The following is a 22,172-nucleotide window of genomic DNA, read 5'->3' as shown; positions in this document are numbered from 1 at the left end:
GAGCCTACCGCCCGTGTTCCGGTGTCATTGCCGGGCCAACCGCCCGTAAGGTGTGAGACTGACCGGGTGGCGATCGGATCGGGAGGTGTACGCCGGTGAGCGCAGCCCCTCTGGAACCCCACGTCGGCCTCTGGACGGAGGACGACTACTTCGCCATGGGCGAGACCCATCACCGGATCGAGTTGCTCGACGGGAGCCTGATCGTGAGCCCTGCTCCGAGCCGACGGCATCAGCGAGTCGCCAGGCGACTGGCGAACAGCATCGAGGCTACGGCGGAGGTCAACGACCTCTCGGTCTACGACGCGATCAACGTCCGGCTCGGCGTCGATCGCGTGGTGATTCCGGATCTCGTGGTCACCGACGCCGATGACGAGGGGACGGTGCTGGACGCGTCAGAGGTGGTACTCGTGGGCGAGATCGTCTCGCCGGGCAACGCGGCCGCCGATCGGGTGCTCAAGATGCAGCTCTACGCGATCGCCCAAATCCCCTGGTACCTGCTGGTCGAGCAGGACGGTGACACCCACTCGCTGCGGCTGTACCGGCTCGACGGAGGGCACTACGTCGAGGATCAGGTGGCCAAGGCCGGGGAGACGTTGACCCTCGCCGAGCCGTTCCGCTGGCAGATCGATCCGGCCACCCTGCGCTGATCACCAGGTGGGCTCGCACCACAAGCCTGACATCGAAAATTATCTCTACCTCTATTGCCTGGCCGAGCAGGCTCACCCAAAGATGACTGTCAATTGACTGTCGTCTCAGGAGGACGCCATGAGTCAGGTCAGGTCTTCGCTGCGTCGGCTGACCGCCGCCGCACTCACCGTGCTCGCCACCGCCGCCGCCGGGCTCGTCGCCACCGCGACCCCCGCCGCGGCGGCCACCGTGCCCGGCATCGACGTCTCGCGCTACCAGGGCACCATCAACTGGACCAGCGTGCGCAACGCCGGCATTCAGTTCGCCTTCATCAAGGCCACCGAGGGTACGAGCTACAAGGACCCGAACTTCAACACCAACTACGTCAACGCGTACAACGCCGGGGTGATCCGGGGGGCGTACCACTTCGCCCGGCCCAACATCTCCTCCGGCGCGGTCCAGGCCAACTACCTGGCCTCCAACGGCGGCGCCTGGTCGGCCGACAGCCGTACCCTGCCCGCCGCTCTGGATCTGGAGGCGAACCCGTACAGCGGCGGCTACTGCTACGGCCTGAGCACCACCGCGATGCGCAACTGGGTGCAGGACTTCCTCAACACCTACCGCTCCCGCACCGGCCGCTACGCGGTCATCTACACCACCACCAGCTTCTGGAACCAGTGCACCGGCAGCTGGAGCGGCCCGTGGAACAACCACCCGCTCTGGATCGCCCGCTGGTCGTCCTCCGTGGGTGCCCTGCCGGCCGGCGCGCCCTTCTGGAGCTTCTGGCAGTACACCGACTCCGGCAGCGTCCCCGGCATCAGCGGCGCGGTGGACCGCAACTACTGGAACGGCGACCGCAGCCGGCTGATCGCGCTGGCCAACAACACCTGACGTACGCCACGACGACCGGCCGGCGTCCCGTGACATCCCGGACGTCGGCCGATCGTCGGCGTAGGTGTCGTCGCGCGGCGCTCAGGCCGGGCGTCGCTGTCGGTGCGTAAGGGGTCAGGCGCGGCGTCGCGAGGCGAGCGCGACCGGCACGCTCATGCCACCCCGGCGGGTGACGCTGCCTCGGCGGGTGAGGTGCCAGCCGGCGAGCGCGGCACCGGCCAGCGTCACCAGGCTCAACAGGGTCGCCAGCACCGCGACTCCGGCGGCGGCGACCAGCAGTACGACGTTGCCGAGCACCACGAGCGTCCACAGTGCCAGCCGCGGTCGGGCATCCCTTCCTCGGTAACCCATCTCGGGCCTCCCTTCCGTCGTCGGAGATCAGATACCCGAACGACGGAGGGTCATGCCTGTCGATCAGTCCTGGCGGTCGGGCACGAACTCCCGGAAGGCCGTCTCGAAGTTCGGCAGCTGCGCTTCCCACTCACTGTTCGGCACTTCCCAGCGCAGCGCGAAACCGCGGTTGCTGGCGGTGACGAAGCCCCGGTTGCGGACTCGGATCTCCACCCCGTTACGGGTCTGCTTCCAGTCCCAGTCGCCGCAGGTCCGCCACTTGCAGTCGAACGACCAGATGTCGATCAGCCGGTAGTTCTGCACGCCACGGACGTTCTTGCGGCCCGGCTCCAGCTGCCGCCAGGTGGCGGCAGCGTCCCGTCCCGGGCTGTCCGTGCGGTCGATGGTCAACTCGCTGACGCCGTTCGGGTCCCGGTACTTCACCCAGGTCCCGCCGGCGCTGCGCCGCCAGCCCTCCGGCACGGCCACCTTGAAGCCGACCGGATCGTTTCGCAGCGTCCAGCCCTCCGGCAGCGCACCGTTGGTCGGCGGTGCCGTGCTGGGCGTTGCCGACGGGCTGGGCGGGGCCGCGCTGGTCGGCGGGGCTGCGCTGGTGGGCGGCGGTGCGGCCGGTTCGCTTGTCGCTGCCGTGGGTGTCCCGGAACTGCTGGCCGCACCCGGCGACGTGCCGTCGTCACCGCCGTCGTCACCGGTCAGCAGCGGCACCGCCACCACCAGACCAACAAGCAGCAGCGCGACCAGGGCACCGACGAGCAGACCGCGGCGGTTGCGCTCCGAACGCAGGAAGCCCGAGGTGAAGACGGAGCCGCGAGCCGGGGTCGGATCATCCGGCACCGACGGCATCAGCGAGGTCCGCTGCGGTACGACCCGGGTGTGTTCCCCGGCCGGCGCGGGATCCACCCGGCGGGTCGCATCCGTGTCCGGGTGAGCGGTCGCCCGGTCCATCGTGGACGTCGAGCGGTCGACCTTCGCCGTCGGCTCCGCACCGGTGTCCGCCGCTGCGCCACCGGGAACAGCCGCGCCCGACTGGTCCGTCTCCCCCGCTCCGGCGGTAGCACCCGAGTCGGCATCGAGACCGGACTCCGCCCCGCCACCAGCGGTCACGGACGCCGCGTCGGCGCTCCGGGACGCGCCGGCATCGTTGTTCGTACCGGCCGCTTCGCCCCCGTCCACCGGGCTGTCCGCACCGGACACCAGGACGGTGGGTGCCGCGTCCGAGCCTGCCGGTTGCGCCGCGTCGGAACCGACCGCAGCATCCGCCCTGCTCGTCGGAGCGGCGTCGGCGGGGACCTTCGCCGTCGGCGCGGCGTCCGAGCTGAGCGAGGACCCGACGGCGCCGGCGGCGGCGAGCGGGCCGGAAACCGGCGGCGTACGCGGGGCAGGCGGGCTGACCGGCGCGGACGGGGTCGTCGGTCGTTCCCCGGACGGCCGCGGCGCCGGCACCAACGGCGGGCGTGGCTCACGCGGCCCGTTGGGCCCCGGTCGGCGTGCGCCGCCCAGCAGTGAGATGCTCCGGGCCCGCCGGCCGCTGGCCTTGCGGAGCATGCGCTCGGCGGACTCGGCGGTGATGCGTTCCTGGGGGTCCTTGCGGAGCAGCCCGGTGAGCACCGACTTGAGTGGGCCGGCGTTACGCGGCGGCGGCACCGGCTCGGTGGCCAGCGCGGCCAGGGTCGCGATCGCCGACGGCCGGGCGAACGGGGACTTGCCCTCCACCGCGGCGTAGAGCGTGGCACCCAGCGACCACAGGTCGGCCTCCGGCCCGGCGGTGCCGTCGCGGGCCCGTTCCGGGGCAATGTACGCCGGTGAGCCGAGCACCATGCCGGTACGCGTGACGTTCGGGTCGCCGGGGATGGTGGCCAGCCCGAAGTCGGTCAACACCACCCGCCCGTCGGTGCCGAGCAGGACGTTGCCGGGCTTGACGTCGCGGTGCATGATGCCGGCCTTGTGCGCGGCCTTCAGGGCGTTCAGCACGCCCAGGCCGATCTCGACCGCCTGGGCCGACGACACCGGCCCGTCCTCCGCGAGCGTGTCCTGCAACGAACGCGACGCAACGTACTCCATCACGATCCACGGGTCACCATCGGTACGGAGCACGTCGAAGATGCGTACCACGTTGACGTTGTTGAGCCGGGCGATGGCCCGCGCCTCGCGCAGCGAGCGTTCCCGCATCTCGCGGCGCTCGTCGTTGGTCAGACCCGGCGGCGGTACGAGTTCCTTGATGGCGACGTCGCGGTGCAGCACCTCGTCGCGCGCCTTCCACACCCGACCCATGCCACCCTGACCGAGCGGCGAGATGAGCCGGTACCGGTCGGCGACGAGTTGGGAGGCGGAAGCGTCTGACATCGCTGAGACGGTACCCGGCAGCGCTGACACCTACACCGTCGGCACGCCATTCTGCGACCAAGATCAAGGTGGCCACGTACCCTGAGCGGCATGTGTGGGGAAGAGCCGCTGTTGCGGATCGTGCGCGGTGTGCCGACCGCGGAGGAACTGGCCGCGCTGGTGGGCGCTGTCGTCACCCGCCCCCGGGCCGCCGGCCCTGCCCCGGCACCGACCTCGACGTGGGCTCGCAGCGGCCGACCGGGAAGCAACGGTCACCTGCCCGGTCCCGGCGCCTGGCGCGCGTCCGCACTGCCCCGCTGACCGGCCCGTCGCTCCTCGCCGAGCCGCTTCTCGGCTGTCGTAGGGACTGTGACGGGGCAGCCGTGGGCGACGTCACCCATTAACCTCACTCTGGGGAACCGGACCGTGACGGTTGGGAGGGGCGATGATCCCTGAAGAGGATCGACAAGCGTCCTGGTTGGGCGGTTACCGCACGATCGAGGCGGACATCCGGCAGATGCGAGAATTCGCTGACCGGCTACGTGCCGAGGTCGAGAGCAACTACACCCCGCACCTGCGCTACATCGCCAGCGACATGCTCACCCAGGTGTCCAACCCTGCCGATGCCTTCATCGAGCTGGTGCAGTTCATGCGCGCACACTGGGAGACCCAGCAGGCCGCCACCAACGCCGTCTGGGGCGTCGGCCACACCACCGGTCACCTCGCGGAAGCCGCCCACCAGGTGGCGCTGCGCTACGGCGACGCCGACGCCTTCTCCGCAGCCCGGGTCGCCGACATCGAACGCGCCCTCGCCCGGCCCGGCATCACCACCGCCCCGCCGGCGCCGTCGCCGTCGTTCGCCGACCCCACCGGCCCCGACCAGCCCGGACCAGTGGTGCTGCCATGAGAGACGTGGGCGTCGGCCGCAGCGGCGGCCTCACCAACTGGTACCTGATGAACGTCGCCGACATGTGGGCCTGCGTGCAGGACCACCAGACCGAACAGCACTGGCGGCACGTCGCCGGCTGGCGCAAGGTCTGTGACCTGGCAGGCCAGCACCTCACCCGCCTCAGGGCGTACCGCGACGGCCTGGCCCGAGCCTGGCCGCCGGAGACCAACGCCGCCGCCAAGGCGTACGTCGCCGAACTCGACGACCTCATCGACCAGGTGCAACGCACGCACGACGCCGCCTCCGCCAACCAGACCGCGCTGTCCGCCGCCACCCAGGCCATCACCAGCACCCGCACCGAGTTGAGCAAGATCTACGAGGAGTACGCCCGCAAACTCCAGCAGAAGCGGACCTGGGAGACGATCGCCGCCGACCCCAAAGCCGCCGCCGGCAGTCGGGCCAGCGAACCCCCGGTAACCGATGCCGAACTCGAACGCCTCAACGTCCGAGCGCGCGGCATCATGTACGGCCTCAGCAGCGAACTCCAACAAGCCCAAGCAATGCTCCGCCAACCCCCTCCCCCGCCTTCCGCGGGCCGCGGCATCAACCAAAATGAACCGAACGTGTACGGCACAATAGTCGAACCCGCCCCGATTCTTCCGCCTATTGTTCCTATTCCAACGCCAAAGGCTCGCGCAGTCTCAGGCGTACAGCTACCGGGCGGGCGAGTTGCTGCACCCAAGGCCCCGGGAATTGGACCAGTTCTTGGTGGAAATCGACCCAGCCCAGTATCACCACCAGCAACGTCAGGCAAGGCGGCCCCGTCGACGTCCTCTCCCCCCACGAGCCCCGGCTTTCATATTGAGCCATCAGTCGGCCCCGGTTATCAGCCAGGGCGCCCCGGAACAGGCCAATCATCTTCCGGTTCCATCGGCCGGCCAACTCCCGCACCCCATTCGTCGACAGCACCTCGACCTGCAGCCAATAACGGCCTAATCGGCGGGGTTCCTGGAATGATAACCGGCCCGTCCTCAGGAAGCGCCGCGCAGCCTCGGCGCGTTAACCCAGTCGGAGGATTAATCGGAGGCGGTGCAGCCGGCACTGCTCCTACGGGTGCGGCCGGTTCGCGACCCCGAGGAGGCCGTGGACTTCCCAATACCAACTCCTCATTCGGCGGCATGCCAGCAGTCGGCTTGCCCAACTCAGGCGGAATGATGAGTTCGCGGAGATCTGGTAACCAAGACGACAAGACAAGGCGATGGGATCCAGATCAACCCTGGCAAGTAGACCGAGGAGTCCTTCCGGTTGTTAAGTCCGACAACGACGACGAGCCGATCGACCCTGGACCCGCAATCGGACTCAGATAGATGGGCCTTATTAGTTATTTAGTCCCCATCAGCAAAATTATCCTAGTAGCCGCCATCCTCACTCCTTCCACAACAGGCACAATCGGAACATCAAGGACAGCCACAGACGGTGCTGATCGAATCCGCAGCGATCAATGGCATCTCACATATCTGAAAACCGCCAAAGCGCACACGATAAGCCAAGGTGAAGGTGTGACGGTCGCGGTGCCAGACACTGGGATCGACCCACACCCCGACCTGGCAGGTAATTTGCTTCCGGGAATCGACATTACACCAGACAAAGGTGGCGATGGCCGACGCGACAATGACGGCCATGGAACAACGGTTGCAGGTCTTATCGCCGCCCATGGACAAGGCACTACCAAAGGCGCTCTCGGCATCGCCCCCAAGGCGAAGATCATCCCGATAAGGGTCAACCTAGACAGTCGACACGCAAACGTAGACGACTTGGCTAGTGGGATTGATTACGCTATTGAGCGAGGCGCGCAGGTCATCAGCGTTTCCATGGCGGCCGAGCCGAGCATTAAGCTACAACAGGCCATTGAGTCGGCGGTACGTGCGAACATTGTTGTGGTTGCCGGGTCCGGCAACCACCCGCAGGAAGCCACGGTGGCGTTCCCTGCCGCGTATCCAGGCGTCATAGCCGTGGGCGGGATCGATCGGTCAGGAAGAATCGCACCCATATCCGTTACAGGCCCTGAAGTCGATGTTGTAGCTCCAGCCGAGGACATATATAGCACAAGCATGGGCGAGAACTACAGCCGCAGTAATGGCACCTCCGACGCTACGGCGATTGTGGCGGGGGCGGCGGCGTTGGTGCGGGCCAAGTATCCGTATCTGCCGGCGGATGAGGTGGCGCACCGGTTGACCGCTACCGCGATCGACAAGGGGCCGCCGGGGCGCGACGACCAGTACGGCTACGGCGTCATCGACCTGGTGGCAGCGCTGACGGCAGACGTACCGCCGAGGGGTTTTGAGTCGGTGCCGGCGACCTCGCCGGATGTGGCTGGCCCGACCACGGCGGCGGCCGATGGGCCGCCGGCCGGTGTTGGGGGTGCGGCGACCGTGCGGGGGCTTGTCACGTTGGGGTTGCTGGTGGCGGGGGGTGTGGCCTGGGCATTGGTGGTGCGGCACCGCCGCAGGTCCGATGATCCGCCACCGCGGGTCAGTCGCTGACTCCGCGGCGACCGGACGGGCGGCTGCGACACGACGACGTGCGTCTGGGCGCAGAGGCGGGGGCGGACGGGCAACCGGTAACGTCGGCGAGGTGCCTGATGTGATGCCTGTTCGGCTGGTGCTTGCTTCCGCGAGCCCGGCCCGCCGTAAGACGCTGCAAGCTGCTGGCATCGAGCCGGATGTGCTGGTCAGTGGGGTCGATGAGTCACTTGTGGTGACCGAGCGGGCGGAGGATCTCTGCCTTGAGTTGGCCCGGCTGAAGGCGCAGGCGGTAGTGGCCCGGCTGCGGCCCGCCGACGATCAGCGCACGCTCGTGTTGGGCTGTGACTCCGTGCTCGCCTTCGAAGGGCAGATCCTCGGCAAGCCGGCGGATCCCGACGATGCCACTGCGCGGTGGGAACGGATGCGGGGACGCAGCGGGGTGCTGCACAGTGGGCATTGTCTGGTCGATGTCGAGGCGGGGCGTCAGGCGGAGGCGGTGGCCTCGACGGTGGTGCATTTTGCCGACATCAGTGACCACGAGATCGCCACGTACGTCGGGACCGGTGAGCCGCTCGCGGTGGCGGGCGCGTTCACCATCGATGGTCTGGGCGGGCCGTTCGTGGAACGGATCGAGGGTGATCCGAGCACGGTGATCGGGTTGTCCCTACCACTGCTGCGGCGGCTGCTGGCCGAGTTGGACCTGCGGATCACTGATCTGTGGACGAAGGTCGCGCCGGGTAACCAGTCGGTCGAGTCACTCGGATAACGTCCCGGCATGACGCTGAAGTCGATTCCGCTCACCGACGAACTGCACGGCTACCTGGTGGCCCACGGTGCCCCGCCCGACGAGGTGATCCGTGACCTGGCCGAGGAGACGCTGGCCCTGCTGCCGGAGCACGCGTCCATGCAGGTGGCACCCGAGCAGGCTGCCTTCCTGACCTTCCTGACCCGGCTGCTCGGTGCCCGGCAGGCCGTGGAGGTGGGCACCTTCACCGGGCTCTCCGCGCTGGCGATCGCCCGTGGGCTTGTCGACGGTGGGCGGTTGACCTGCTTCGACATCTCCGAGGAGTACACGAGTGTCGCCCGCCGGTACTGGGCGCGTGCCGGTGTGGCCGACCTGATCGACCTGCGGATCGGCCCGGCCGGGGACACGCTGCGGCAGTTGCCGAACGAGCGGTACCTGGATTTTGCCTTCATCGACGCCGACAAGACCGGCTACCCGATCTACTGGGCCGAGTTGGTGCCCCGGATGCGGCCCGGCGGGGTGATCGCCGTCGACAACGTGCTGCGGCACGGTCGGGTCATCGCACCGCAGAACGCCGACGACCGGGCCATCGCCGCCTTCAACGACGATGTCCTGGCCGACGTACGGGTGGACGCGGTGATGCTGCCGATCGCTGACGGTCTGACCCTCGCCCGGGTGCACTGAGCCAGGGCGAGAGCCAGGGGCAGGGCCACGGCCAGGGCGAGCGCCAGGAGCGGGCCACCGGGTCGGGCTATACCTGCACTTTGCGTCGTGCTCGGGCCAGGTTGAGGGTCAACTCTTCGCGGTTCTGGTGGGCGTGGCGCAACCAGGCAGGTTGGCCGGGTTCGGTACGCCAGGACTCGCTGAGCGGGCTGTTGTCCACGGTGTCGAAGCCGAACTGGTCGTACAGTCTCGTCACGAGTTCGACGGCGTCGGGGTGGTTGCTCGACACCGACAGCGCCAACCGGTCGGGGGTACCGGCTGGTCGAGCGGAGGTGAGCAGCCGGGGTGCCTGGATGTGGGTGAACGCCTTGGCGACCTTCGACGTCGGAAGCTGCTCCTGGCGGAGCTCGTGGACCGTCTTCTCGCCGGAGTCGACGACCGGGAAGTTGCCGTCGCGCCAGGGCATGTAGTTGTTCGTGTCCAGCACGATCTTGCCGGCAAGTTCGTCGACCGGCATGTCGTTGACGAGCTTGAGGGGCACCGCCACGACGGCGAAGTCGCCGGCCGCGGCGGCGTCGGCGGCGTACGCCGCCCGGGCCGACGGGCCCAGTTCGGCGACCAGGCGGTCCAGCGTCCCGGGTGCCCGGGAGTTGGCGATGACGACGCGATATCCGGTGGCGATTGCCGCACGCGCGATCTGGCTGCCGACTTCGCCGGCACCGATGATTCCGATCGCTGTCATTGACTGTTCCGTTCTGTTGCGAGTCCTGGACGGATCGAGCAGCGGCGTCTGCCGGTGCCGACCGCTGGTTCGGACGCCCGCTCCGGTGGGCGGGCGTCCGGACCAGGGTCGTTGCTCAGGCGGTGAGCTGGCGGAGCAGTTCGGCGGAGTCGTGCAGCGCGGTCATCTGCACGAACCGGCCGTCCCTGACCTCATAGATGGCGTACTCGACGATTCGAAGGAGGTGCCGGACGGTGCGACACCGAGCCACTTCTTCACCGGAGTGCCGGTGTTGATCGCGCGTACGGCGATGCGGTTGCGGTCGAACAGCAGTTCCTTGACCTCCCAGTGGAGGTCCGGAACGGCATCGATGTCCTGTCGCTGGACGGTGAGCACGTCGTCCCGGGTGCCCATCCTGCCGTTGAGCAGGACCTGGTCGTTTATGAACTCGTCCATCCCGTCGAATTCGTGGGCGTTGAGTGCCGCGACGTAGCGCAGGTACCAGTTGCGGAGATCCTCTTGCGTCGTCATGTCGCCCTACCAGCTCAGGGTGCCGTGGTCGTCGGTGAGGGTTCCGGTCGGAGCGTCCACGCCGAGCGTGGCGAGGCGTACGACCGTCTTGGCGCTCTCCTCGACCGGCCGTCCGATCCCGAGGTCGGCGGTCATGTCGGTGGCTGTGGTGCCGGGCTCGAGTGCGTTGAACTTGATGCCCGGGTGCAACTTGGCGTACTGGACGGTGAGCATGGTGGCCGCTGACTTGGACGCCGCATAGAGCGCCATCGGGATGCCGAACTCCGGCCGTTCGGGGTTGTTCACCGCCCAGAACGATCCCATGCTGCTGGAGACGTTGACGACAGTCGGGTTCGACGACTTCCTCAGCAGTGGCAACGCGGCCTCGGTGACCCGGACGATGCCCACCGCGTTGGTGTCGAACACCCGCAGCGCCTTCGGTCCGTCGATGTCTCCGGAGCCGAGGATGCCGGCATTGTTGATCAGGACGTCGAGGCGGCCCTCGGCCGCATCGATCGTCGCGAGGGCGTCGCTCACCGACGCGTCGTCGGTGACGTCGAGTTGGACGAATGGTGCGCCCAGTGCTGCTGCGGCGGCCTTGCCCCGCTCGATGTCGCGGGCGCCGAGGTAGACGGCATGGCCCAGTTCGAGAAGCTGTCGGGCGGTTTCGAAGCCGATGCCTTTGTTGGCGCCGGTAACCAGTGTGACGGTCATGCTTCTCCTTTTGTACCGATCAGTTGCGAGTCAGCGTAACAGGGTTTTGTACCGATCGGTTGGTGGCTTGGGTCACTTCTGTACCGAGCGGTAGACTGCTGTCATGAGCACGATCGGACGTCCCCGCGCCTTCGACGAGGAGGCTGTCCTCGATCGCGCCACCGAGGTCTTCTGGCAGCACGGCTACGAAGGCGCGTCGCTGAGCGCCCTCACCAGCGCGATGGGCATCAACCGGCCGAGCCTGTACGCCACGTTCGGCAGCAAGGAACAGCTGTTCCAACGCGCCTTCGCCCGGTACCACGAGACCCAGGTGGCCGCCGCCCGCGCCGCCCTCGACAAACCCAGCGCGTACGCCGCCATCGAGGCGTTCCTGCGCGCCAGCGCCGACGGCCTCACCGCCGCCGATCACCCCGCCGGCTGCCTCTCCATCCAGGGAGGCCTGGCCTGCTCACCGGAGAACGCCGGGATCTCCGAGATCCTGGCCGCCGGTCGGGCCGCCACCGAGGCGGCTCTTGCGGAACGGCTGACCCGTGCCGTGGACGAGGGCGACCTGTCGGACGACACGGATGTCCCGGCGCTCGCCCGGTTCGTGATGGCGCTGAGCGAGGGCCACGCGGTGCACGCCGCAGCCGGCGCGAGCCGCGAAGAACTCCAGGCCTCCGTCGACATCGCCCTGCGCGCCGTCGGCGCACTCCAGCGGCGCTGAACAGCACGTCGCGCGGGGACCCGTCCGGTCAGACGGAGGCGGGCGTCGGCCGCTCGGCGGGCGTCGGAGTCGGCAGGGCCCGGCCGAGTCGTACCGCGAGCAGCGCGGCCACCGCGATGAAGCCGGGCAGCAGCAGGAACGCCAGGTGGGCACCGACGCCGTCGGCCACCCAGCCGAGCGCGACCGGCGCGATCCCGAAACCCACAGCCATCGAGTACGCCGACCAGCCCGCCGCCTGATCCGTGGCGTCACCGGCGACGGCGAGGGCGAGCGAGATGGCCAGCGGGTAGTGCAGGGCGTTGCCCAGCCCCAGCACCACCAGGCCGACGACCGCCAGCCAGCCGACCGAGGCGACCCAGAAGAGGGCGAATCCCGCCAGCGACACTCCCAGTGCGGCGAGCAGGAGGGGTACCGGGCGGAGCCGGAGGGCCACCCGGCCGCCGAAGATCCGTCCGACGAACATGCCGGCGACGATTGCGGCCACCGCCGCGGAGGCGGCACCGGGCGCCATTCCGGCGTGCACCCGCAGCACGTCGGCGGTCCACAGGGACAGGCAGACCTCGATCGAGCCGGTGACCGCCATCAACACCCAGGCGATCCAGTACGCCTTCGGCAGTCGACGCGTACCAGCGGGAACCGGTGTCCTGTGCGGGTGGACGACGGCGACCCGCGGTCCGCGTACGCGTCGAGTCAGGGTGGCGACGGCGACCAGCGCGATAAGCGCCACCACGATGGACATGCCGGGCCGCCAACCCCAGCCGGCGTTCACGCTGAGCCCGATCACCAGCGGGGCCAGGATGCCCATGCCGGCGCAGGCGGCGTTCGCCTCGGCCAGGGCCGCCGGAGCGGCAGATCCGTGCCGGGTGGTCAGCACCACGTTCACGCCGCTGACGATCAGCGTCCCGGCGGTGGCGATCATCATGACGACGGCGAGGGTGGCGGGCAGCGGGCGCAGCAGGGCCAGCCCGCTCACCCCGGCGGCGACGCCGGCCAGCCCGAACCAGATCGTCGGCGCCCGGCCGAACCGGCGGGCGACCGGGGCGAACAGCGCGCCGCCGGCCAGGGCACCGACCGCGAGGGCGGTGCTGTGCAGCCCGGCGACGGCGGCGCTGGTGCCCTGCTCGTCGCGCAGCAACGGCACCACCGGACCGAAGCCGTAGAGGAAGAAACCCCACAGACCGAGTTGGGCGTAGGCCAACCAGGTGATCCGGTCGCGGAGAAGGCGAGGCACGCGCCCACGCTACAAGCGCATGCCGCTGCCCGACCCGCGCTGAGAGCGAACTCTCCGCACGCTGCGCTTGGATGTTAAGAAGGGGCCCGTGCTCTACCGCAGGCGTTAATAAGGTGCCCTTCCTTTCACCCGGTCAGCGGACGCTGCGGGCGAACTGGCGGGCGGCCCAGTAGACGCCGGCGGCGGCCAGGATCGCGATGATGGTCAGCCCCTGCCAGACCTTGTCGTTGCCGATGTCGCCGCTGAACAGGGCCCGGGTGCCGTCGACCGCCCAGGAGAACGGGTTCCACTTGGCGATGCCCTGCAGCCAGCCGGGTGCGAAGGCGAGCGGCAGCAGGATGCCGGAGAGCAGCAGCACCGGCTGGGCGACCGTGTTCATCAGCGGGGCGAGCGCGTCCTCGCTCTTGACCTTCAACGCGACGCCGTAGGAGACCGCCGAGGTCATCAGCGCGATCAGGGCGAGCATCAGGTACGCCAGCAGCAGGTCGCCGATGAACACGCGCAGGTCGAACAGGAGCGCCAGCAGGGTGATGATGACCGCCTGGACCAGCAGCGACACCACGTCGCGCAGGGAGCGGCCGAGCAGCAGGGCGAGCCGGCTCACCGGGGTGACCCGGGATCGCTCGATCACCCCGGCGCGCAGCTCGGCGATCAGGCCGAAGCCCTGGAACAGGCCGCCGAAGATGGCAAGCAGCACCAGCAGACCCGGCACGAAGATCTTGTACGCCTCGGCCTGGGTGGGTGCGTTCAACGCCGGCTTGAGCAGCGGGGCGAACAGCAGCAGGTACATCACCGGCTGGAAGACGCCGACGAATACCCACACCGGGTTGCGCAGCAGCAGGTGCAGTTGGCGCTGGAAGATCAGCCAGGTGTCGCGGGCGAGTTTCATGAGTTCTCCTGGTCGGGTCAGGACTCGCGCAGCGAGCGCCCGGTCTTGGTGAGGAAGACGTCGTCGAGGCTCGGGCGGTGCAGCTCGATCGACTTGAGGTCGAGCCCGGCACCGTCGACACGACGCAGGATGCGCGGGATGGCGGTGGCCCCGTCGTCGACGAAGAGCCGCAGCCCGCCTTCGTCGAGCGCCTCCAGTCGGCTGACGTACTCCTCGACGGCGAGCAGCTTCTCCGCCTCGGTGGTGGCGTTGATGCTGAGGCCGAGTTGCACCACGTCACCGGAGATTTCGCGCTTGAGCCCGGCCGGCGTGCCTTCGGCGACCACCTCACCGTGATCCATGATCGCGATGCGGTCGCAGAGGGCATCGGCCTCGTCGAGGTAGTGGGTGGTGATGAAGACGGTCATCCCGTCGGTGCGCAGTCGCCGGATCTCGTCCCACATGTGCGCCCGGCTCTGCGGGTCGAGGCCGGTGGTCGGCTCGTCCAGGAAGACGATCTTCGGCTCGTGGATGATGCCGAGCGCGATCTCGACCCGACGCCGCTGACCCCCGGAGTACGTCTTGCACTTGCGGTCGGCGAACTCGGTGAGCTGGAACGCCTCCAGCGCGCGGACGGCCCGACGCTGCGCCTCGGCCTTCGAGATGCCGTACAGCCGGGCCTGGAGGACCAGCTCCTCCCGGGCGGTGGACTCGTCCCAGGTGCTGCCGCCCTGGGCGACGTAGCCGATGCGGCGGCGCACCTCACCCGGATCGGTGCGCAGGTCGGCACCGGCGATGGTGGCCTGGCCGCCGTCCGGCTCGATCAGCGTCGCCAGCATCCGCAGGGTGGTGGTCTTGCCGGCGCCGTTCGGGCCGAGGAACCCGAAGATCTCGCCCGCCGCCACGTCCAGGTCGACGCCGCGGACCGCGTCGACGGTCTTCGTCTCCCGACCGGCCCGGCTACGGTACGACTTGCGCAGCCCTCTGGTCTCGATCATTGCTTCTCCCCGTTCATGGCCGCTGTCGGCCACCATCGTGATCGATAGCCGATCACATCGGTGTGACACCACGCCGGATCGACGCCGGACCAATCCGTGCGCCATCCCACACTGATCGTTCGTTAGGGCCTGCCTGTCGGTCGCTAAACTCCCGGTCAGTAACCTCGGGGAGGAGCCACCAGGTGCGCAAGGTACTCATCGCCAACCGGGGCGAGATCGCCGTCCGGGTGATCCGCGCCTGCCAGGACTCCGGCCTGGGCAGTGTCGCGGTGTACGCGGACTCCGACCGCGACGCCCTGCACGTCACGCTCGCCGACGAGGCGTACGCCCTGGGTGGTGACACCGCCGCGGAGAGCTACCTGCGTATCGACAAGCTCATCGACTCCGCGGCCCGGTCCGGTGCCGACGCGGTGCATCCCGGCTACGGCTTCCTCTCCGAGAACGCCGACTTCGCGCAGGCGGTCATCGACGCCGGCCTGACCTGGATCGGCCCCACCCCGCAGGCGATCCGCGACCTCGGTGACAAGGTCACCGCCCGGCACATCGCCCAGCGGGCCGGTGCGCCGCTGGTGCCCGGCACCGCAGACCCGGTCGGCAGCGCCGACGAGGTGATGGCCTTCGCTGTCGACCACGGGCTGCCGGTGGCGATCAAGGCCGCCTTCGGTGGTGGCGGGCGTGGCCTGAAGGTGGCCCGCACGATGGAGGAGATTCCGCAGCTGTTCGAGTCGGCCACCCGGGAGGCGGTCGCCGCGTTCGGTCGGGGCGAGTGCTTCGTCGAGCGGTACCTCGACCGGCCGCGCCACGTCGAGGCGCAGGTCCTGGCCGACCAGCACGGCAACGTGATCGTGGTGGGCACCCGGGACTGCTCGTTGCAGCGCCGGCACCAGAAGCTCGTCGAGGAGGCACCTGCGCCGTTCCTGACGGCGGAGCAGCGGGCCCAGATCCACGACAGCGCCAAGGCGATCTGCCGGGAGGCCGGCTACCACGGCGCCGGCACCGTCGAGTACTTGGTCGGCAACGACGGCACCATCTCCTTCCTGGAGGTCAACACCCGGTTGCAGGTGGAACACCCGGTCACCGAGGAGACCGCCGGCATCGACCTGGTCCGCGAGCAGTTCCGCATCGCCGACGGCGAGAAGCTGCGCTTCACCGAGGACCCGACGCCGCGTGGGCACTCCATCGAGTTCCGGATCAACGGTGAGGACCCGGGGCGCAGCTTCCTGCCCGCCCCCGGCACGGTCACCGCGCTGCGGCTGCCCACCGGGCCGGGTGTCCGGGTGGACACCGGTATCTCGGCCGGCGACGTGATCGGTGGGAACTTCGACTCGCTGCTGGCCAAGCTGATCGTCACCGGGGAGACCCGTACCGAGGCGTTGGAGCGGGCCCGCCGGGCGCTCGCCGAGATGGTGATCGAGGGGATGGCCACCGCACTGCCGTTCCACCGCCTGGTGGTCCGCGATCCCGCGTTCACCGCCGAGCCGTTCGCCGTGCACACCCGCTGGATCGAGACCGAGTTCGACAACACCGTGCCGCCGTTCACCGGAGCGGCCGACGCTTCCGCCGGCCCGGCCGAGCGCGAGACGGTCGTGGTCGAGGTGGGTGGCAAGCGGCTGGAGGTGAGCCTGCCGGCGGGCCTGACCGCCGGTTCGGCGTCCGCCGCGCCGGCCGCGCGTAAGCCCGCCCGCCGTGGTGGCGGCGCCACGGTCGGCGCGACGGCCGGCGGCGACGCGTTGACCTCCCCCATGCAGGGCACCATCGTCAAGATCGCGGTGGCCGACGGGGACACCGTCGCCGAGGGCGACCTGGTGGTGGTGCTGGAGGCGATGAAGATGGAGCAGCCGCTGCACGCCCACAAGGCGGGTACGGTCAGCGGCCTGTCGGCCGAGGTCGGCGCGGTGATCACCGCCGGTGCCGCCATCTGCACCATCGCCTGAGGTGTAAGGAAGGGCCCCTTGTTAACGCCTGGGGTAGTAAAGGGGCCCCCTCTTAACACGGCACGCCGCGCACGCGCGGCTCAGCGGCGAGCGGGCGCGCGAGCAAGCGGGCGCGCGAGCCGGTCAGCGCAGGGTTTCGGCGGCGACGGCGCACACGGCTGTGGTGAGCGCGGTCAGCACCGCCGAGTCGAGTCGCCAGTGCTGCCAGTAGAGCGGGATGTCCACCACCCGGCCCGGCGCGAGGTCCACGCAGCGGCCGGAGTCCAGGTCGTCGGCGGCGATCTGCTCCGGCACCATCCCCCACCCCAGGCCCAGTCGGATCGCGGCGCTGAACGCGGGCACCGACGGCACGTAGTGCACCGGCGGGTCGACGGTACGGCCGGTCAGCGTACGCAGGAAGCGGTGCTGGATGCGGTCCCTGCGGTCGAAGAGCACCACCGGTGCGGCGGCGAGGGCCGAACGGGTGAGACCGTCGGCGAACCACCGTCGCAGGGCCGACGGGGCGGCCAGCGCCCGGTACCGCATCGCGCCGAGGGGGCGTACCCGGCAGCCCTGCACCGCCTCCCGCTGGGCGGTCACCGCGGCCATCACCGCTCCGGCGCGCAGCAGTTCGGCGCTGTGGTCCTGGTCGTCCTGCCGGATGTCGAAGGAGAGTTCCGGTGGGGCGGGCAGCCGGGCCAGGGCGGCGGGAAACCAGGTGGCGAGCGAGTCGGCGTTGACCACGACGGCGACCCGGGTCCGGCCGGGGTCACCGCCGAGCGGGCCGCGCGCGTCGGCCAACGCCTCCCGTTCCAGCAGCGCCAACTGCCCGGCGAGGCGGAGCAGCGGGCGCCCGGCCTCGGTGGCATCGCAGGGTCGCTGACGTCGGACGAGCACCTGCCCGACGGCTTCCTCCAGCGCCTTGATCCGCTGGCTGACCGCCGACGGGGTCACGTGCAGCAGCCGGCCCGCCGCCTCGAAGCTGCCCTCACTGACGACGGCGGCGAGCGTACGGAGCTGGGCGGAATCCAGACCGCTCATGAAGCTGTCCTTAACCATCTGAAGAATCTTTAGTTGGACTGATGATCAGGATCGACCCTACCGTCGACCCATGCTCACCTCGGCCGTCGCCGGTTTCTCGTTGTCCATCGCCCTGATCGTCGCCATCGGCGCGCAGAACGCCTTCGTGCTCCGCCAGGGCCTGCGCCGGGAACACCTGGTGCCGGTCGTCCTGACCTGCGCGGTGTCGGACGCGCTGCTGATCGGCGTCGGGATCGCCGGGGTCGGTTCGGTGGTGGCCGCCCGACCGGACCTGCTCACCGCCATCCGTTGGGGCGGTGCCGCCTTCCTGCTCGGGTACGCGGTCCTCGCCGCCCGCCGCGCGCTGCGCCCCGGCGCCCTCACCCCCGCCCAACGGCCACCGGCCCGGCTCGGCGCGACGCTGGCGGCCTGCCTGGCGTTCACCTACCTCAACCCGCACGTGTACCTGGACACCGTGCTGCTGCTCGGTGGCATCGCCCAGCAGCACCAGCACCGCTGGTGGTTCGGTGTCGGGGCCGCGCTGGCCAGTGTGTGCTGGTTCACCGCGCTCGGCGCGGGCGCCTACCGGCTCGCCCCGCTGCTCGCGCGTACCCGCGTCTGGCAGGTGCTCGACGGCCTGATCGCGGTGGTGATGGTCGGGGTGGCGGCGGCGTTGGTGCTGGGCTGAGTGGGGTGGTTTCGCCCACCACGGGCGGCGCGGTGGCGCATCGGCAGCAATGATGGCCGGGTGCGTTTCCTCAACGGCACGACCCCGGCGTACGACCTGACCTACAACGACGTCTTCATGGCCCCGGCCCGCTCCGAGGTGGCGTCGCGGCTCGACGTCGACCTGGCCACCGGCGACGGTACAGGCACCACGATCCCGCTGGTCGTGGCGAACATGACGGCGGTCGCCGGCCGGCGGATGGCCGAAACGGTGGCCCGCCGTGGCGGCATCGTGGTAATCCCGCAGGACATCCCGATCGGCGTGGTGGCCGAGGTGGTCGCCTGGGTCAAGCAGCGGCACCTGGTGCACGAGACCGCCGTCGCGCTCGGCCCGACGGACACCGTCGGCGACGCGATCCACCTGCTGCCGAAGCGGGCGTACGGCGCGGTCATCGTGGTCGACGAGGCGGGCCGGCCGATGGGCGTGGTGACCGAGGCGGACACGGTCGGTGTGGACCGCTTCGCCCAACTGCAGGACGTGATGTCGGCCGACCTGCACACCGTGCCGGCGAGCGCGGACCCGCGTACCGGATTCGACCGGCTCTCCGAGGGGCGGCGGCGGTTGGCCCCGGTGGTCGACGACGACGGGCGGCTGGTCGGGGTGCTCACCCGCCAGGGCGCGCTGCGGGCGACGTTGTACCGGCCGGCCGTGGACGACCAGGGGCGGCTGCGGATCGCGGCGGCGGTGGGGATCAACGGCGACGTGGCGGGCAAGGCGGCGGCGTTGCTGGCGGCCGGGGTGGACACCCTGGTGGTGGACACCGCGCACGGCCACCAGGAGCGGATGATCGCCGCGCTGCGGACCGTGCGCCGGCTCGAACCGGCCGTCCCGGTCGCGGCCGGCAACGTGGTCACCGCCGACGGCGTACGCGACCTGGTCGAGGCGGGCGCGGACATCGTCAAGGTCGGAGTCGGCCCGGGTGCGATGTGCACCACCCGGATGATGACCGGGGTGGGTCGGCCGCAGTTCTCGGCGGTGCTCGACTGCGCGGCCGCCGCTCGCGAGCTGGGTCGGCACGTCTGGGCCGACGGCGGGGTGCGCCATCCCCGGGACGTGGCGTTGGCCCTGGCCGCCGGGGCGTCCAACGTGATGATCGGCTCGTGGTTCGCCGGCACCTACGAGTCCCCCGGTGACCTCTACACAGACGAGGACGGTCGCCGTTACAAGGAGAGCTTCGGGATGGCCTCGGCGCGGGCGGTAAGCGCGCGTACCGGCGAGGACAGCCCGTACGACCGGGCCCGCAAGGCGATCTTCGAGGAGGGCATCTCGTCCGCCCGGATGTACCTGGACCCGGTCCGGCCCGGCGTGGAGGACCTGATCGACGAGATCATCTCCGGGGTACGCAGTGCGTTCACCTATGCCGGTGCCCGTACCCTGCCGGAGTTCCACGAGCGGGCGCTGGTCGGCGTGCAGAGCACGGCCGGCTACACCGAGGGGATGCCACTGCCGACAAGTTGGTGAAACGGCATGTCGAAAAATAGTTTGGCCCCTGACTGTCAGGGTTCTAATCTGCCGATATGAAACTGGTCCAACTCGGGGACGTACCGCTCGGTCGGCTGCTGGTGGTCGCCGGGCACCTCACCGGCCAGCGATGGAACCGCTACCTCGCCGACGAGCACGGCCTCACCCAGGCCGGGATGGTCACCCTGATGGCCCTCGCCGAGCACGGGGAGCTGCCGCACCGCGCGGTGGCCGAGCTGTGTTTCGTCCGCCCGGCCACCCTCACCGGCATCGTTGACACCCTCGAACGCGACGGCCTGGTGCAACGACGCCGCGACGGCGCCGACCGGCGCAGCATCAAACTCACCCTGACCCCGGACGGCCGGGACCGGGTCGACGCGCTCACCGCGATGATCCGGGCTCGGCGCCCCCTCACCTCGGTCGACGCCGACCCGGCGAAGGCGGCCGTGATCCGGCAGTTCCTCCTGGAGGTCATCGGCCAGGACGAGTCGGCCGGCAAGCCCGAGGGAGGCCCGACATGCTGATCCGGTTGCTGCTGGCCAACCTGCGCCCGTACCGGCGGCCGCTGGCCGTGGTCGTGCTGCTGCAGTTCGTCAGCACGATGGCCTCGCTCTCGCTGCCGAGCCTCAACGCCGACATCATCGACCTCGGCGTGGCCCGGGGAGACACCGACTACATCCTGCGTACCGGCGGATGGATGCTCGCCCTCACGGTGGTGCACATCGTCTGCCTGATCGCGGCGGTCTACCTGGGCGCCCGCATCGCCATGGGCTTCGGCCGGGACCTGCGGGCGACGCTGTTCGGACACGTCAACCGTTTCTCCGCCCGGGAGGTCGCCCGCTTCGGTGCGCCGTCGCTGATCACGCGCAACACCAACGACGTGCAGCAGGTGCAGATGCTGGTGCTGATGAGCTGCACCATGCTGGTCTCCGCGCCGATCATGAGCATCGGCGGCGTGGTGATGGCCCTGCGCGAAGACGTCGGGCTCTCCTGGCTGATGCTGGTCTGCGTACCGGTGCTGGCGATCGTGCTGGGCCTGATCATCCGGCGGATGGTGCCGAGCTTCCGGTTGATGCAGACCCGGATCGACACCATCAACCGGGTGCTCCGCGAGCAGATCACCGGCATCCGGGTGGTCCGGGCGTTCGTCCGCGAGCCGTACGAGACGCGACGCTTCGCCACCGCGAACGCCGACCTGACCGCCACCGCCCTGCGTACCGGCCGGCTGATGGCGTTGATCTTCCCCGTGGTGATGCTGGTACTCAACGTCTCCAGCGTGGCGGTGCTCTGGTTCGGTGGTCAGCGGGTCGACGAGGGTGCCATCCAGGTCGGCGCGCTGACCGCATTCCTGCAGTACCTGATGCAGATCCTGATGGCCGTCATGATGGCCACCTTCATGCTGATGATGGTGCCCCGCGCGGCGGTCTGCGCCGAGCGGATCACCGAGGTGCTGGACACCGACTCCTCCGTGGTGCCCGCCCCGGACCCGGTCGTCGAGGTGGCCGGCCGGGCCGAGTTGGAACTGCGCGACGTGCGCTTCCAGTACCCGGGCGCCGCCGAGCCGGTGTTGCGGGACATCTCCTTCCGGGTCACACCGGGCAGCACCACGGCGATCATCGGCAGTACGGGTGCGGGCAAGAGCACCCTGCTCTCCCTCATCCCCCGGCTGGTCGACGTGACCGCCGGTGCCGTACTCGTCGACGGGGTCGACGTGCGGCAACTGGCACCGGAGCAGCTGTGGAACCGGATCGGCCTGGTGCCGCAGCGGCCGTACCTGTTCACCGGCACGGTGGCGAGCAATCTGCGCTACGGCAACCCGGACGCCACCGACGAGGAACTCTGGACGGCACTGGAGATCGCCCAGGCCCGGGACTTCGTCGAGGCGATGCCCGAAGGACTGGCGGCACCGATCGCACAGGGCGGCACCAACGTCTCCGGTGGTCAGCGCCAGCGGCTGGCCATCGCCCGCGCCCTGGTCCGCCGGCCGGAGATCTACCTGTTCGACGACTCGTTCTCCGCGCTCGACCTCGGCACCGACGCACGACTGCGGGCGGCCCTGCGGCCGGTCACCGCCGACGCCGCCGTGGTCATCGTCGCGCAACGGGTGTCGACGATCATCGACGCGGACCAGATCATCGTGCTGGAGGACGGCGGCGTGGTCGGGATGGGCCGCCACGAGGAGCTGCTGACGAGTTGTCCCACGTACGCCGAGATCGTGGCGTCCCAACGCACCACGGAGGTGCCGGCATGAGCGAGCGCGAGCGTGGATCTCAGGCCGCCATTCCGGCGC

Annotated in this window: 22 protein-coding genes; 13 read left to right on the top strand and 9 right to left on the bottom strand. The window is 69.8% G+C overall.

Going from position 1 to position 22,172, the window contains the following annotated elements; genetic code table 11:
• Window positions 1-95: 95 nt before the first annotated feature.
• Both VAB18032_RS04375 and VAB18032_RS04370 read left to right on the top strand, forming a co-directional pair.
• Window positions 96-647 (top strand): Uma2 family endonuclease, encoded by a 552-nt coding sequence (locus VAB18032_RS04375; protein WP_013731573.1) that lies wholly within the window; start codon window positions 96-98, stop codon window positions 645-647.
• Between the two features lie 118 nt (window positions 648-765).
• Window positions 766-1,518 carry a GH25 family lysozyme gene (locus tag VAB18032_RS04370; RefSeq protein ID WP_013731572.1) on the top strand — a complete coding sequence of 251 codons (753 nt, stop codon included), beginning with the start codon at window positions 766-768 and terminating at the stop codon, window positions 1,516-1,518.
• 114 nt (window positions 1,519-1,632) lie between these two features.
• Here the strand turns inward: VAB18032_RS04370 and VAB18032_RS04365 are convergent, their stop codons facing one another.
• Both VAB18032_RS04365 and VAB18032_RS33305 read right to left on the bottom strand, forming a co-directional pair.
• Entirely contained in the window at window positions 1,633-1,869 is a 237-nt protein-coding gene (locus VAB18032_RS04365) for a hypothetical protein (protein WP_043719689.1), read from the bottom strand.
• 63 nt (window positions 1,870-1,932) lie between these two features.
• A complete protein-coding gene (locus VAB18032_RS33305; protein WP_013731570.1) occupies window positions 1,933-4,212 on the bottom strand; it encodes a serine/threonine-protein kinase in 2,280 nt (759 codons plus the stop codon).
• Between the two features lie 90 nt (window positions 4,213-4,302).
• Between VAB18032_RS33305 and VAB18032_RS04355 the strand changes: the two genes are divergently transcribed.
• The 5 genes from VAB18032_RS04355 (at window position 4,303) to VAB18032_RS04330 (ending at window position 9,034) form a co-directional block, all read left to right on the top strand.
• A complete protein-coding gene (locus VAB18032_RS04355; RefSeq protein WP_013731569.1) occupies window positions 4,303-4,512 on the top strand; it encodes an acyl-CoA carboxylase subunit epsilon in 210 nt (69 codons plus the stop codon).
• A gap of 124 nt (window positions 4,513-4,636) precedes the next feature.
• Entirely contained in the window at window positions 4,637-5,098 is a 462-nt protein-coding gene (locus tag VAB18032_RS04350) for a hypothetical protein (RefSeq protein WP_043719686.1), read from the top strand.
• A 1,349-nt stretch (window positions 5,099-6,447) separates the two neighbouring features.
• Entirely contained in the window at window positions 6,448-7,623 is a 1,176-nt protein-coding gene (gene mycP, locus VAB18032_RS04340; RefSeq protein WP_081476019.1) for a type VII secretion-associated serine protease mycosin, read from the top strand.
• Between the two features lie 103 nt (window positions 7,624-7,726).
• Window positions 7,727-8,371: a Maf family protein gene (locus VAB18032_RS04335; protein WP_043719683.1), complete on the top strand. Its 645-nt coding sequence runs from the start codon at window positions 7,727-7,729 to the stop codon at window positions 8,369-8,371.
• 9 nt (window positions 8,372-8,380) lie between these two features.
• Window positions 8,381-9,034 (top strand): O-methyltransferase, encoded by a 654-nt coding sequence (locus VAB18032_RS04330; RefSeq protein WP_013731565.1) that lies wholly within the window; start codon window positions 8,381-8,383, stop codon window positions 9,032-9,034.
• Window positions 9,035-9,101: 67 nt separating this feature from the next.
• On the opposite strand, the gene VAB18032_RS04325 is transcribed toward VAB18032_RS04330, so the two are convergent.
• The 3 genes from VAB18032_RS04325 to VAB18032_RS04315 form a co-directional block, all read right to left on the bottom strand.
• Entirely contained in the window at window positions 9,102-9,755 is a 654-nt protein-coding gene (locus VAB18032_RS04325) for an NADPH-dependent F420 reductase (RefSeq protein ID WP_013731564.1), read from the bottom strand.
• Between the two features lie 162 nt (window positions 9,756-9,917).
• Window positions 9,918-10,265, bottom strand: a complete 348-nt coding sequence (locus VAB18032_RS04320; protein WP_013731563.1) for an ester cyclase — start codon at window positions 10,263-10,265, stop codon at window positions 9,918-9,920.
• A gap of 6 nt (window positions 10,266-10,271) precedes the next feature.
• Window positions 10,272-10,958 (bottom strand): SDR family NAD(P)-dependent oxidoreductase, encoded by a 687-nt coding sequence (locus VAB18032_RS04315; protein WP_013731562.1) that lies wholly within the window; start codon window positions 10,956-10,958, stop codon window positions 10,272-10,274.
• Between the two features lie 103 nt (window positions 10,959-11,061).
• Here VAB18032_RS04315 and VAB18032_RS04310 point away from each other — a divergent pair, with 103 nt between their 5' ends.
• The gene (locus tag VAB18032_RS04310) at window positions 11,062-11,664 is read left to right on the top strand and encodes a TetR/AcrR family transcriptional regulator (RefSeq protein ID WP_013731561.1); all 603 of its coding nucleotides are present in this window, start codon (window positions 11,062-11,064) and stop codon (window positions 11,662-11,664) included.
• 28 nt (window positions 11,665-11,692) lie between these two features.
• Here the strand turns inward: VAB18032_RS04310 and VAB18032_RS04305 are convergent, their stop codons facing one another.
• The 3 genes from VAB18032_RS04305 to VAB18032_RS04295 all read right to left on the bottom strand — a co-directional run bounded on the left by VAB18032_RS04305 (window position 11,693) and on the right by VAB18032_RS04295 (window position 14,761).
• Complete coding sequence (locus VAB18032_RS04305) at window positions 11,693-12,895, bottom strand: MFS transporter (RefSeq protein ID WP_013731560.1); 1,203 nt, start codon at window positions 12,893-12,895, stop codon at window positions 11,693-11,695.
• A 133-nt stretch (window positions 12,896-13,028) separates the two neighbouring features.
• Window positions 13,029-13,784, bottom strand: coding sequence for an ABC transporter permease (locus VAB18032_RS04300; protein WP_013731559.1), 756 nt, complete (start codon window positions 13,782-13,784; stop codon window positions 13,029-13,031).
• Between the two features lie 17 nt (window positions 13,785-13,801).
• Entirely contained in the window at window positions 13,802-14,761 is a 960-nt protein-coding gene (locus VAB18032_RS04295) for a daunorubicin resistance protein DrrA family ABC transporter ATP-binding protein (RefSeq protein ID WP_013731558.1), read from the bottom strand.
• A 182-nt stretch (window positions 14,762-14,943) separates the two neighbouring features.
• Between VAB18032_RS04295 and VAB18032_RS04290 the strand changes: the two genes are divergently transcribed.
• Window positions 14,944-16,695, top strand: coding sequence for an acetyl/propionyl/methylcrotonyl-CoA carboxylase subunit alpha (locus VAB18032_RS04290; protein WP_013731557.1), 1,752 nt, complete (start codon window positions 14,944-14,946; stop codon window positions 16,693-16,695).
• 123 nt (window positions 16,696-16,818) lie between these two features.
• Here the strand turns inward: VAB18032_RS04290 and VAB18032_RS04285 are convergent, their stop codons facing one another.
• Window positions 16,819-17,715 (bottom strand): LysR family transcriptional regulator ArgP, encoded by an 897-nt coding sequence (locus VAB18032_RS04285; protein WP_013731556.1) that lies wholly within the window; start codon window positions 17,713-17,715, stop codon window positions 16,819-16,821.
• Between the two features lie 70 nt (window positions 17,716-17,785).
• Between VAB18032_RS04285 and VAB18032_RS04280 the strand changes: the two genes are divergently transcribed.
• Genes VAB18032_RS04280 through VAB18032_RS04265 form a run of 4 tightly spaced genes read left to right on the top strand, consistent with a single transcriptional unit; the run spans window position 17,786 to window position 22,133 of the window.
• On the top strand, window positions 17,786-18,382 hold the full coding sequence (locus VAB18032_RS04280) for a LysE/ArgO family amino acid transporter (RefSeq protein WP_013731555.1): 597 nt from the start codon (window positions 17,786-17,788) through the stop codon (window positions 18,380-18,382).
• A 60-nt stretch (window positions 18,383-18,442) separates the two neighbouring features.
• A complete protein-coding gene (locus VAB18032_RS04275) occupies window positions 18,443-19,882 on the top strand; it encodes a GuaB1 family IMP dehydrogenase-related protein (RefSeq protein ID WP_013731554.1) in 1,440 nt (479 codons plus the stop codon).
• A 56-nt stretch (window positions 19,883-19,938) separates the two neighbouring features.
• A complete protein-coding gene (locus tag VAB18032_RS04270) occupies window positions 19,939-20,406 on the top strand; it encodes a MarR family winged helix-turn-helix transcriptional regulator (RefSeq protein WP_013731553.1) in 468 nt (155 codons plus the stop codon).
• Window positions 20,400-22,133, top strand: a complete 1,734-nt coding sequence (locus VAB18032_RS04265; protein ID WP_013731552.1) for an ABC transporter ATP-binding protein — start codon at window positions 20,400-20,402, stop codon at window positions 22,131-22,133. The genes VAB18032_RS04270 and VAB18032_RS04265 overlap by 7 nt, the downstream gene beginning before the upstream one ends.
• Window positions 22,134-22,172: the final 39 nt, after the last annotated feature.

This window comes from Micromonospora maris AB-18-032, assembly GCF_000204155.1.
In the GTDB taxonomy this organism is placed as follows: Bacteria; Actinomycetota; Actinomycetes; order Mycobacteriales; family Micromonosporaceae; genus Micromonospora; species Micromonospora gifhornensis.
Note: the sequence above shows the minus strand (reverse complement) of the source record. Positions and strands in the feature narration are given on the sequence as shown.

Bases quoted from the DNA above. Each gene is read 5' to 3' on its own strand.
- VAB18032_RS04370 (WP_013731572.1), top strand. From the start codon at position 766: ATGAGTCAGGTCAGGTCTTCGCTGCGTCGGCTGACCGCCGCCGCACTC.
- VAB18032_RS04365 (WP_043719689.1), bottom strand. From the start codon at position 1,869: ATGGGTTACCGAGGAAGGGATGCCCGACCGCGGCTGGCACTGTGGACG.
- VAB18032_RS33305 (WP_013731570.1), bottom strand. From the start codon at position 4,212: ATGTCAGACGCTTCCGCCTCCCAACTCGTCGCCGACCGGTACCGGCTC.
- VAB18032_RS04355 (WP_013731569.1), top strand. From the start codon at position 4,303: ATGTGTGGGGAAGAGCCGCTGTTGCGGATCGTGCGCGGTGTGCCGACC.
- VAB18032_RS04350 (WP_043719686.1), top strand. From the start codon at position 4,637: ATGATCCCTGAAGAGGATCGACAAGCGTCCTGGTTGGGCGGTTACCGC.
- mycP (WP_081476019.1), top strand. From the start codon at position 6,448: ATGGGCCTTATTAGTTATTTAGTCCCCATCAGCAAAATTATCCTAGTA.
- VAB18032_RS04335 (WP_043719683.1), top strand. From the start codon at position 7,727: ATGCCTGTTCGGCTGGTGCTTGCTTCCGCGAGCCCGGCCCGCCGTAAG.
- VAB18032_RS04330 (WP_013731565.1), top strand. From the start codon at position 8,381: ATGACGCTGAAGTCGATTCCGCTCACCGACGAACTGCACGGCTACCTG.
- VAB18032_RS04325 (WP_013731564.1), bottom strand. From the start codon at position 9,755: ATGACAGCGATCGGAATCATCGGTGCCGGCGAAGTCGGCAGCCAGATC.
- VAB18032_RS04320 (WP_013731563.1), bottom strand. From the start codon at position 10,265: ATGACGACGCAAGAGGATCTCCGCAACTGGTACCTGCGCTACGTCGCG.
- VAB18032_RS04315 (WP_013731562.1), bottom strand. From the start codon at position 10,958: ATGACCGTCACACTGGTTACCGGCGCCAACAAAGGCATCGGCTTCGAA.
- VAB18032_RS04310 (WP_013731561.1), top strand. From the start codon at position 11,062: ATGAGCACGATCGGACGTCCCCGCGCCTTCGACGAGGAGGCTGTCCTC.
- VAB18032_RS04300 (WP_013731559.1), bottom strand. From the start codon at position 13,784: ATGAAACTCGCCCGCGACACCTGGCTGATCTTCCAGCGCCAACTGCAC.
- VAB18032_RS04295 (WP_013731558.1), bottom strand. From the start codon at position 14,761: ATGATCGAGACCAGAGGGCTGCGCAAGTCGTACCGTAGCCGGGCCGGT.
- VAB18032_RS04285 (WP_013731556.1), bottom strand. From the start codon at position 17,715: ATGAGCGGTCTGGATTCCGCCCAGCTCCGTACGCTCGCCGCCGTCGTC.
- VAB18032_RS04280 (WP_013731555.1), top strand. From the start codon at position 17,786: ATGCTCACCTCGGCCGTCGCCGGTTTCTCGTTGTCCATCGCCCTGATC.
- VAB18032_RS04270 (WP_013731553.1), top strand. From the start codon at position 19,939: ATGAAACTGGTCCAACTCGGGGACGTACCGCTCGGTCGGCTGCTGGTG.
- VAB18032_RS04265 (WP_013731552.1), top strand. From the start codon at position 20,400: ATGCTGATCCGGTTGCTGCTGGCCAACCTGCGCCCGTACCGGCGGCCG.